The organism is Bifidobacterium panos (assembly GCF_012932445.1).
Classification (GTDB): domain Bacteria; phylum Actinomycetota; class Actinomycetes; order Actinomycetales; family Bifidobacteriaceae; genus Bifidobacterium; species Bifidobacterium panos.
Window position 1 is genome coordinate 277,301 of record NZ_JAAIIJ010000002.1, and the last position, 10,874, is coordinate 288,174.

Sequence of the window (10,874 nt, forward strand, 5' to 3'; positions counted from 1 at the left end):
GACCCAATCCGACCCTCGTTCGGCTATCGCCTCACTCGGGCGCACTCGCGAGACAGCCCACTGGGCTGTCTCCTATGCGAGTGCGCCCATCGGGTCCCAAGCCGGTAGGGAGATGGGGGGTTCGGTTAGGGCGGCTTGGTATTCGGCGGGCAGGAGAGCCTTGGGCACGGCGACTTCGTAGACGTATTCGGTGAACCAATCGTCGCTCATCGTGAAATAACCCTTGTCGGCGATCTTCGTGCCCCACGAATTCTCGACGCGCCAGCGGCGGGTGGAACCGTCTTCGGCCACGTCCACGCCGGCGAACGCCATCGCATGGTTCATGGCGGAGTCGGCGAAACGCACGCGCGCCTCCTTGTCCAGGTCGAAATCGAAGTCATACAAATCGCCGTATTCAAACAGATCCGTGGCCCACGCGCCGCTCTCACGATCCATGAACGGATGGCAATCGGCACCAAACCACACCGGAACGCCCTGCTCGACAAGAATCTGCTTGACGCAATCCTTCATGAATTGGTTGGGCACGTTCAAATATTCGGTCGGGTCCCCTCCGGCCACATTGCCCAAATGCTCGATGGCGATCTTCTTGCCCTTGGGGTGCTCGGCGCGCGGATCGTCGACGAGGCACACATAATCCTCCAAATCGGCGGAACCGACATACTTCTTCCAGAACTCCTGCGGCGTGATCTCGCCGTCGCGGTGGAACTTGCCATCCTTGTCCGTCCACTCCCAATCGAAAGACACGGGCGGCTCGCCCAAGTGGATGGTGAGGATGCGATGCCCGGCTGCGGTGGCCTCCGCAATGATCTCATCGGTGCGAACCGGTTCGGCGAACAGATGCGCAACGGCGGTGTGCAGCATGCGGCGCAGCTGCGTGTTCATCGGGCCGGTATTCTTGGAGGACTCGGTCTCCGGGAAGAGATCCTTGGGAACCGCGCCGTACTTCTTGTAGATGTTCATGGCCATCGTCCACTGGCCGCCGTCGCCCATCACATCGGCCAGCAAATGCTGCACCAGCCGCGAATCGGCGGGTTCGCCCGCGGCGACCAACGCGGCCATGTCCTTCAGGAAATAGTTGATGCGCTCCAGCTTGTCGTAATACATCGCGTAGTTCTGCGAGAACTCGAACTCCGTGAGGTTCAGGTTCCGCTTGGCCACGAAACGCGCCACGTTCAGCGAGCTGAACAGCCAGCAGCGCCCGGAGTGATCCTGATGGGTGGCCTCGCCATTGTCCACGATGGTGGAGAAACGACGCTGCAGCAAGCGGGCGCGGTCGTAGTTTAAAGCCACCTTGTCAACGCCGGCGGCGGTGACGGCGTTCATTGCCATGCGGTTGGTGCCATCCGCGCGGAATTCATCACGCAATGCGGCGAGCGCGTTGGTGTCCAGAGGCGTGATTTCGGTCATATTGCCATATACTCCTTCATTCCCAAATACCGCTATTCAAGCGGCAAAAAGCGCGGCACCCGGCCATATTGGCCAAGTGCCGCCATACATTCATAGGTTCCGCCCAACAGTCTAGTACATCACCGCCCTACGCAGGCCAGCGGACTGTCGGCGAAACGTCACTGCACTTCGGCAGTCTCGTCCTGCGGCTGTTCGACGGGCGCTTCGGCCTCCGAATCAACGGTGTTGTTCACCGGCACGTCGGGCGCTTCGCCTCCGAGGAAGCCGGAGAAGGCACTGGAGAACATGGAGCGCAGCTCGCCCACACGCTGGGTGATCTGGGCCTCACGTTGTTGCAGTTCGGCGATATGCCCCTTCAACCCGTCAAGCTCCTCCTTGGCGGCGGCACGGCGCTGCTCAATCTGCTCGGTGGCCTTCTCTTCGGCGGCCTTGAGAATATCGGCAGCCTGCCCATCGGCTTCCTTGCGCTTGGAAGCCGCGTAATCGTCGGCCTCCTGGCGGACATCCTTGGCCTGGCCGATTAGCTTGTCGGCCTCTTCCTTGGCTGCGGTGCGACGCTCTTCAAGCCCGTCGAGCAAGTCGTTGACCTTCTTGGTGGCCTCGTCCTGCTGGTTGGCGATGTCGGCGCGAATCTGCTCCACTTCGGCGTTCACCTTGCTGATGGTCGTGGTGCGATGCACTTCGGCCTCGTCTGCGATCTGCTGCGCCTTGGCTTGGGCGGCATCGGTGATTTCGCCGGCCTTGCGCTGCGCGTCGGTGGTCATCTTGGCCACTTGCTCACGCACGTCGGCAAGGCGCTTGTTCGCCTCGGCAAGCGCGGATTCAATCTGATCGTTGGCCTCGGCCTTCACGCGAGCCAGTTCCTCGTTGGTATTCTTGCGCTGTTCGGCAATCTGCTGCGTGGCCTCGGCCTTCATATCGGCAATCTCACGTTCCTGGGTGGAGCGTTCGGCAGCGAGCTTCTTGTCGTGTTCCTCGCGGGCATTGCTCAGCTCCAGCTCGGTGGTCTGGCGTTGCTCGGTGACGTTCTTTGCGGTTTCCGCACGCAACTGGGCGGCATCGTCCTGCGCGGCGGTGGTAATGGTCGTCGCCTCGGTGTTGGCTCGTTCGAGAATCGAAGCGGATTTCGCGTTCGCATCGTCGATGATGCGCTGGGCATCGAGCTTGGCGTTATTGAGCAACGTCTGCGCCTGGGCTTCGGCGGCGGAGCGTGTGGAAGCAGCGTCGGCCTTGGCGCGGTCGAGCAGCTCCGCACTGGTCTGCTCCGCGCTGGAGAGCATCTGCTGGGCGTTGGCGCCCAACGAGGCGAAACTATTGGATTCGGGCTTGGCGGCTTTTGCCTGTTCGAGCTGCGACTGCAACTGCAAAATAAGATCATCATTGGAGGCGATCTGTTCACGCATGTCGGCAAGCGTCTGCTGCGCGGCAGCGAACGCCTCGTCGACCGTGTCCTTGTCGTAGCCTCTCAACACAATCGGGAACTGATCCATGTCCCTGTTTCCTTTCACCTGCACAAATCCTATTTCGAGCGCACCAAATAGCCACCCGAGACAGAACTGTAGCGCAAAACCGGGGCATACTCACCGTGGTATGGCAACATTTCCATAGCCTTATCCCGATAACGGACCCATGGGCACGCAATATGAAAAAGCCGTCACTCCATTTCAGGCAATCAGGATGTCCTGGCTGGAGGGCTTCAAGTAATACCGCACGCTTTCGCGCACCACGTCGCCACCCGCCTGAATCAAATCAGGCAATGGCAACCCGTGTTGCGAATGGCGCGTCTCGCTGACCAGCGGGAAACTGACGAATCCGACCAGCACCTTCTCTTGCGTCGATGCCCAGTTGAGCAGATTGTAGAACAGCGAATTGCACACGAACGTGCCCGCATCGGAGCTCAAAGTGGAGGGGATGTCATCGCGGGTGAAATCCTTCAAAATCGAGCGCAACGGCAGGCGAGTCCAATAGGCGGCCGGACCTTGCGGGTCGATGGGGGCGCGCCGGGGGGTGACATTGTCGACGTCGGGTTTGGCGGTGTCCATCAGATTCGTGGCGCAACGTTCCAGCATGACGCCGCGCGCGGCATGTTTCAGGCCGGTGGCGATGACGATGTTCGGCTGCGCAGCCTCGATGGTTTCCAACAGGGTGGGCCACGCCTTGGTGAAGCTGACGGGCAGGCTCACGGCGTTGATGGTCAGTTCCACATCGTCCAGCCCGTCCACGCCCCGTTCGGCCAGGGCTTTCGGCACCTCGTATGAGGGGTTGATGCTCACGTCGTCGTAATGGTCAAATCCGCAAATCACAACGCTAAACTGCTTCATATCGCCCCAGTCTACTGAACACATCGCACATCGACGCACCCGACACGTGCCGCCCGTCGGCACGCTCTGCGCTGTATGTTACTCCCCGAGTCGTGAAATCACCGGGAAGCGTTCAGCCCGGCGGCGATGAGTTCGGCGGTGGGGATATCTCCTAGGGTGGTGATTTTGAGGTTGGTCTCACTGCCAGCCACGATGGCGACCGGCTCGTCGGGCAGATAATCGACCACCACGCGCGTGTCGTCGGTGGGATGGAAATCCGGGTCGGCGGCGGCCAGCTCGTAGGCGCGGGTGATGGTGGAAAAACGGAAGGATTGCGGGGTTTGCGCGCGGAACGTGTCGGCGCGGTCGGGCACGGCACTGACGACCTTGCGATCGCCCGCGTCGCGCGTCAGCAGCACCGTGTCGGTGGAGGCGCAGGCGACGGTGGCGGCGCTGAATTGGTCGAGCGCGTCGATGGAATCGTCGACGGCCTGTTGCGACACGAACGGGCGCACCGCGTCATGGATGAGAATCTTCGCGTCTGAAGGGATTGCCGCTTCGCTGAGCACATTCAGTGCGGCGGCGGTGCTGTCCGCACGTTCGGCACCACCGTCGACGACGATGCGCACCTTGCCGTACCCCTGCTCGTCGATCAGCGATTCCACGGCGGGGCGCACCTTGGGGTTGACCACCAGCACGATGTCGCTGACGCGCTCGTTGCCCTCGAACGCTTCGATGCTCCAGCACACGATCGGCTTGTCCGCGATGCATACCAGTTGCTTGGGATTGCTGGGGTCGAAGCGCGTGCCGAAGCCGGCGGCCAGCACCACCGCCACGACGGGGACGGTTTGCCGGGCACGTTCGGGCATGGAAAGCTCTGGTTCTCTCTGGCTCATAATGTCTCCACCGTAGGCCGCAGCGCGCACGGCCCGGGCTTGCGCCCACCTATTCTGCACGGAATCTTCGTGCCGGGTCAGCTTATCGGCCAATCTATCGGCCAATTTACCGGCGCTGGATGATGGCAAGCATGCGCCCTTCATGCGCCTTGCCCGCGAGCGCGGCGCGACGATGCGAATACCACAGCGGGTTTTCCAGCGTGCACATGCTGTGGCGCACGGCGGCGATGCGCTCGGACAGATCAGCCGCGCCCTCGCCGTCGTGCGCGCACAGACCGCCAAGTTCCGCGTCTTCGGACAGATATTGCGTGGCCGCCGAGACGCGCGGGCGCGATTCGATGATATTGTCCCGCGCGACGCCCGCTTGGGCCAGTTCGCTCAGCGCGGCCGCCGCGATGTCAATGCCCGTGCCGCCGAAGCGCGTGAGGGCGAAGCTGCCGGGGAATTGGGCGTCGAACTCGTCGGCTATCTCGTCGCCGGTTTCGTAGCAGTCGCCACAGATGCACGGACCCAGCGTGGCCACGATGCGCTCGGGCCGGGCACCCTTGCTTTCCATCAGCTCGACAGTGGCCCCAATGACGCCCTGTTGCAAGCCCTTACGGCCGCAATGTGCCGCGCCGATAATGCCGGCCTCGGGGTCGGCGAGCAGCACCGGCAAACAGTCGGCGGCGAACATGCCCAACGCAACGCCGGCGCGCGACGTCACCTGCGCGTCCGCCTCAATCGCACCAGAGGCTTGCGCGCTGTCCAAACCAAAATCAGCGCCGGACAAATCACACCCATACGGCGCATTCCGCACGAACGCCTCGTCCATATCCACGGCAATGCCGGAATGCACTTGACCGATCAGGCTCAACGGCGCATCAAGCGCTTCAGCGAGCGCCACGCGATTGGACATCACCGCCTCGGGGCTGTCGCCCGACTTGCCGCCGAGATTGCAATTGCCCCATTCCCCCGCGCTCAAACCGCCAAGCCGCGTGGTGTAGGTGACGGTGATGCCGGGCGCGAGGGCGATGGGAATGGTCACCGGAATCGGCCGGCCAGCTTTGTCGGTGGAGCTGATGGCGGTGGAATCGAGAATCGCGTCGTCGTATTGGGTCATGGCTATTCCGCTTTCAATGTGGGGTGTGTGGTGCGCGAGCGCATCGCAGTGTTGGCGGGCACTTCGTGCGGGCAAGGCAGCGAGAACACGTGCGCCGGGTTGTTGATGGCTTCGACGGGGTTGCCGTCGCCGTCGCGCAGGCCGGTGCCGGGAACCGTGTAGTCGAGCGGCGGTTGGCCGGCCAGCAGGAACTCGATGTGTTGGCCGGGTTCGATTTTATTGCGGCTCATGATGGTGAGGCGACCACCCTCGTCGGCGCTCCAGGAGAGCGTTTCACCCACCACCAGCCATGAGCGGAAATACCCCGCGCGGTCGGTGCGCTGCGTGACCTTCTGTTCGGGATAGTAGAAGCCGGTGGAATAGTCGCGGTGGGCCACCTTGTAAGGTTCCTCGGTGAGCCAGTCGGGCAGCTCGACGTGTGGGGCGGGGCGCACGGCGGCGTGGTGCCAGCCGTCCGGCAAAATCTCTGCGGCGGTGTTCGATTTGCGGCGCGTGCTGCGCGCGTGATAGCTCAAGTCGTCCGGCTCGACGGTGCCATCCGGCACACCGCAAAAGGCTTGGTCGGCATGGGCCGTGACGACATCAGGGCTGGCGGCGAACTCATCGAAATCAGGGTCGCCAAGGCGAACCACACGGTCATGGAACTCGGCAAGCGCATTGCCACGCCCGTCCTCGAAGCCACGTTGCACCATATAGGCGTTCACCGCGGTTTTGTAGGCATTGGACATGGCCGCGATGTAATACGCGCTTTTGGAACGCCCCTCGATTTTCAGGCTCGTCGCGCCCGAATCGATCAAATCGTCAAGATGCTCAAGCATGTTCATATCCTGCGAATTGAACAGATAAGCCCCCTCTTCGGTCTGTTCGATGGGATAATACCGCCCGGGTCGCTTCTCTTCGACAATCGAATATTTCCAGCGGCACGGCTGCGCGCATTCGCCGTGGTTGCCGTCGCGCCCGGTCAGGTAATTGGAGAACAGGCAGCGCCCGGAGAAGGCCATGCACATCGAGCCGTGCACGAAGCATTCGATGTCCATGTCGTCGGGGATGCGAGCGCGGATGTCGCGCACGGCCTGAAGGTCCATCTCGCGCGCCAGCACGACGCGGCGGGCACCCAAATCATAGAGCGCCCTCGCGGCACCATAATTCGTGACGCCCGCCTGGGTGCTCACGTGCAGTTCGAGTTCGGGGGCGACTTCGCGCGCGGTCATCATCACGCCGATGTCGGAGACGATCAGCGCGTCGACACCGGTGTCTTTCAGTTGGCCCAAGTATTCGCGGATCGCCTCGACTTCGCTGTTGCGCGGCAGCACATTGCAGGTCACGTACACGCGCGCCCCGCGCTCGTGGGCATAGCGCGCGCCTTCCTCGAAATCGGCCAGCGAGAGGTTTTTCGGCGCGCTTCTCATGCCGAAGGCCTTGCCGCCGCAATATACGGCATCCGCTCCGTAATCGACGGCGGTTTTCAGTCCTCTGAGGTTGCCTGCGGGGGCCAGTACCTCGGGTCTTGTTCTTCGCTGCACGTACATTCCTATCCTCACGCGGGGTTACGCCCGCCCAACCATCAATATTGTACGGATTGGTGCGCCCCGTTTTCGCTACGTTTCTGTACCGGGCGATACAAAAACGCACTCAAATATGAACTGCCTCCCATTTCTTAGATAACGAGAAATGGGAGGCAGTTCAGATGAGCCCGGGCTTTTAATCAGCGGGAGCGCTTGCGGCGCAGGACGCCGACTGTCGCGCCGGCTGCGGCCAAGGCCAGAGCGGTCAGGCCAGCGGCCAAGCCGGTGGCACCGGTGGAGGCCAGAGTGTTCAGCTTGGTCCACCTGGCATGCAGCGTCTTGCCCGCGGCGTCCTTCAGGCTGGTGACCAAGTTGCCCTCGTCGTCATACCAGCCGTCGAACTTGTAACCCTCACGAGTCGGAGTGGGCAGCTTGCCGTCCGCGCTGGTCCAGCCGTCCGGCATGGCACCGCCATTCGGATCATACTTTGTGCCGTTGTCGGCGTCAGCGTTCTTAGTCCACTTCGCAGTGATCTTCATGTCCTGCGCGTCGGCGGGGATAGTGTCGAGCTTATTACCAGCCTCGTCGTACCAGCCGTCGAAGGTGTAACCGTCACGGGTCGGGGTCGGCAGCTTCGTCTCCTCACCGTACGTGTGGGTCTTCGGAGCGTCAGCCGGCAAGGTGCCACCGTCCAGGTCGTACGTGATGTCGTACTCGTCCGCGGTCCACTTCGCGGTGATCTTCATATCCTGCGCATTGGCGGGAATGGTGTCGACCTTGGTACCGTTCTCGTCGTACCAGCCATCGAAGGTGTAACCGTCACGAGTCGGTGTGGGCAACTTCGTCTCCTCACCGTACGTGTGGGTCTTCGGAGCGTCAGCCGGCAAGGTGCCGCCGTTCAGGTCGTACGTGATGTCGTACTCGTCGCCCTTCCACTTGGCCGTGATCTTCATATCCTTGGCATCGGTGGGAATGGTGTCGACCTTGTTGCCGTCTTCGTCGTACCAGCCGTCGAAGGTGTAACCGTCCTTCGTCGGGGTGGGCAGCTTCGTCTCCTCACCATACGTGTGGGTCTTCGGAGCGTCCTCGGGCAGCGTGCCGTCATTCGGGTCGTATGTGATGTTGTACTCGTTGCCCGTCCACTTCGCGGTAATCTTCATGTCCGTCGCATTGGCGGGAATGGTATCGACCTTATTGCCGTTCTCGTCGTACCAGCCGTCGAAGGTGTAGCCGTCACGAGTCGGAACCGGCAGCTTCGTCTCCTCGTCATACGTGTGGGTCTTCGGAGCGTCGGCCGGCAGAGTGCCGTCATTCAGGTCGTAGGTGATCTCGTACTCGTTGACGGTCCACTTCGCATACAAGGTCACATCATTCGCGGGCATCGTATCCGCGGTGAAATCCCACGCCTGGGTGCACGCCTCATCCGCATACCAGCCACCGAACGTGTACCCATCGGCAGACAGGCCGCCCGGGTTGTCCAACAGCGCGCCATACTTCACACCCGACCGATTGGCCGGGGCGGTGCCGTGGCCCTTTGCATCGAACGACACCGTGTACGCGTTGCGCGCATAACGGATAGTCACCACGGTCGAACCGTCAGCGGCGATCTTCTGCTGAGAGAACGGCTCAACCGTGAAACCCTCGTACGAACGCGCCACAGCAGCCGTGTCCGCATTGGTCTCGCCGGTCAGGACCTGCACCACATCAGGCTCCGAACCATACGAGCCATCCAACGCCTGCCTGAAAAGCTTCACCGTATACTTCGTATCCGAAGCCGGACCCCACTTCGCAAACAACGTCAGATTCCCGGCCGGCATCGTATCCGCCGTGAAATCCCACACCTGGGTACACGCCTCATCCGCATACCAGCCACCAAACACATAGCCCTCAGCCGACAGGTCACCAGGATTCGCGACCTTCGCACCGTACTTGACACCCGTCAGACCAGCGGGCGCGGTGCCGTGACCCTTCGCGTCAAACGTCACGTCATGCTTGGCGCGCGTGTAGTAGATCTTCACGACAGTCTTGCCGTCACCGGAGATATTCTGCTGCGTCACGTCGCCCGCGGTGAAACCCGTATAGGACTTCGCCTCGGCAACAGTCTCGGTGTCCGTCGTGCCCGTCTTCGAATCAGTGGCATCGAGAGTATACGAATCATCATCCACATTCTGCAAATAATGCTCGACCGTGTACTTCGTATCCGTATTCGCGGTCCACTTCGCGTACAGGGTCAAATCCGTGTCCGGCATCGTGTTCGTGGCGAAATCCCACTTCTTCTCGTCGGCAAACGACCCATCCGTATACCAGCCACCGAACGAGTAACCCGCCTGAGACAGCTCACCAGGGTTCGCGACCTTCGCACCGTACTTGACATCCGTCAGCCCAGCGGGCGTGACACCGTGACCCTTCGCATTGAAGGTCACGCCATGCTTGACGCGCTCGTAATAGATCTTCACCACGGTCTTGCCGTCACCGGAGATATTCTCCTGGGAGAAGTCGACGGGGGTGAAACCCTCGTACTCATTCACCTCAGCAACGGTCTTGGTGTCCGTCGTGCCCGTCATCGGATCAACATCCTTAGGCATATCAGGATACGAATCATCATCCACGTTCTGCAGGTAATGCTCAACGGTGTACTTCGTATCCGTATTCGCGGTCCACTTGGCGTACAGCGTCAGATCATTGTCCGGCATCGTGCTCTTCGTGAAATCCCACTTCTTCTCGTCGGCAAACGACTCATCCGTGTACCAGCCACCGAACGTGTAACCGTCCTGAGACAGGTCGCCAGGGTTCTTGACCTTCGCACCGTACTTGACACCCGTCAGCTTGTCGGGCGTGGTGCCGTGACCCTTCGCGTCGAACGTCACGCCGTGCTTATTACGCTCGTAATAGATCTTCACGACAGTCTTGCCGTCACCGGAGATATTCTCCTGGGAGAAGTCCTTGGCGGTGAAACCCGTATAGGTCGTCTTCGCCTCAGCCTTCGTCTCGGTGTCCGTCGTGCCCTGCTTCGTCTCCGTGTCACCGGACTGGAGCGTGTACTCGTCGTTATCCACGTTCTGCAAATAATGCTCCACCGTGTACGCAGTGTCCGTATTCGCGGTCCACTTGGCGTACAGCGTCAGATCATTGTTCGGCATCGTGGACGTATCAAAATTCCACTTTGTGCCGTCGGCAAACGAAGCGTCCGTGTACCAGCCACCGAACGTGTAACCGTCCTGAGACAGGTCGCCAGGGTTCTTGACCTTCGCACCATACTTGACAGACTCCTGCTTGTCGGGCGTGGTACCGTGGCCCTTCGCGTCAAAGGTCACGTCATGCTTGTCACGCGTGTAATAGATCTTCACCACAGTCTTGCCGTCACCGGAGATATTCTCCTGGGAGAAGTCCTTGGCGGTGAAACCCGTATAGGTCGTCTTCGCCTCAGCCTTCGTCTCGGTATCCGTCGTACCCTGCTTCGTCTCCGTATCCTCGGACTGGAGCGTGTACTCGTCGTTATCCACGTTCTGCAAATAATGCTCGACGGTGTACTTCGTATCCGTATTCGCGGTCCACTTGGCGTACAGCGTCAGATCATTGTTCGGCATCGTGGACGTATCAAAATTCCACTTTGTGCCGTCGGCAAACGAAGCGTCCGTGTACCAGCCACCGAACGTGTAACCGT

The 10,874-nt window shown here is 61.0% G+C and carries 7 protein-coding genes; all 7 read right to left on the reverse strand.

All coding sequences use genetic code 11. The features are described from left to right. Positions 1-72: 72 nt before the first annotated feature. Positions 73-1,407 carry a C1 family peptidase gene (locus G1C94_RS01250; protein ID WP_172143890.1) on the reverse strand — a complete coding sequence of 445 codons (1,335 nt, stop codon included), beginning with the start codon at positions 1,405-1,407 and terminating at the stop codon, positions 73-75. 158 nt (positions 1,408-1,565) lie between these two features. After that, a complete protein-coding gene (locus G1C94_RS01255) occupies positions 1,566-2,897 on the reverse strand; it encodes a cell division protein (RefSeq protein ID WP_253902249.1) in 1,332 nt (443 codons plus the stop codon). Positions 2,898-3,071: 174 nt separating this feature from the next. Then, complete coding sequence (locus G1C94_RS01260; protein ID WP_172143892.1) at positions 3,072-3,728, reverse strand: pyroglutamyl-peptidase I; 657 nt, start codon at positions 3,726-3,728, stop codon at positions 3,072-3,074. 98 nt (positions 3,729-3,826) lie between these two features. Continuing rightward, positions 3,827-4,603, reverse strand: coding sequence for an IspD/TarI family cytidylyltransferase (locus G1C94_RS01265; RefSeq protein ID WP_172143893.1), 777 nt, complete (start codon positions 4,601-4,603; stop codon positions 3,827-3,829). Positions 4,604-4,709: 106 nt separating this feature from the next. Beyond that, positions 4,710-5,705: a purine nucleoside phosphorylase YfiH/LACC1 family protein gene (locus G1C94_RS01270; protein ID WP_172143894.1), complete on the reverse strand. Its 996-nt coding sequence runs from the start codon at positions 5,703-5,705 to the stop codon at positions 4,710-4,712. A 2-nt stretch (positions 5,706-5,707) separates the two neighbouring features. After that, on the reverse strand, positions 5,708-7,234 hold the full coding sequence (locus G1C94_RS01275) for a peptidase U32 family protein (RefSeq protein ID WP_172143895.1): 1,527 nt from the start codon (positions 7,232-7,234) through the stop codon (positions 5,708-5,710). A 176-nt stretch (positions 7,235-7,410) separates the two neighbouring features. Next, on the reverse strand, positions 7,411-10,874 hold a 3,464-nt coding region (locus tag G1C94_RS01280; RefSeq protein WP_172143896.1), incomplete at its 5' end, for an InlB B-repeat-containing protein.

Coding starts and splice junctions, on each gene's coding strand:
- G1C94_RS01250 (WP_172143890.1), bottom strand. CDS start 1,407: ATGACCGAAATCACGCCTCTGGACACCAACGCGCTCGCCGCATTGCGT.
- G1C94_RS01255 (WP_253902249.1), bottom strand. CDS start 2,897: ATGGATCAGTTCCCGATTGTGTTGAGAGGCTACGACAAGGACACGGTC.
- G1C94_RS01260 (WP_172143892.1), bottom strand. CDS start 3,728: ATGAAGCAGTTTAGCGTTGTGATTTGCGGATTTGACCATTACGACGAC.
- G1C94_RS01265 (WP_172143893.1), bottom strand. CDS start 4,603: ATGAGCCAGAGAGAACCAGAGCTTTCCATGCCCGAACGTGCCCGGCAA.
- G1C94_RS01270 (WP_172143894.1), bottom strand. CDS start 5,705: ATGACCCAATACGACGACGCGATTCTCGATTCCACCGCCATCAGCTCC.
- G1C94_RS01275 (WP_172143895.1), bottom strand. CDS start 7,234: ATGTACGTGCAGCGAAGAACAAGACCCGAGGTACTGGCCCCCGCAGGC.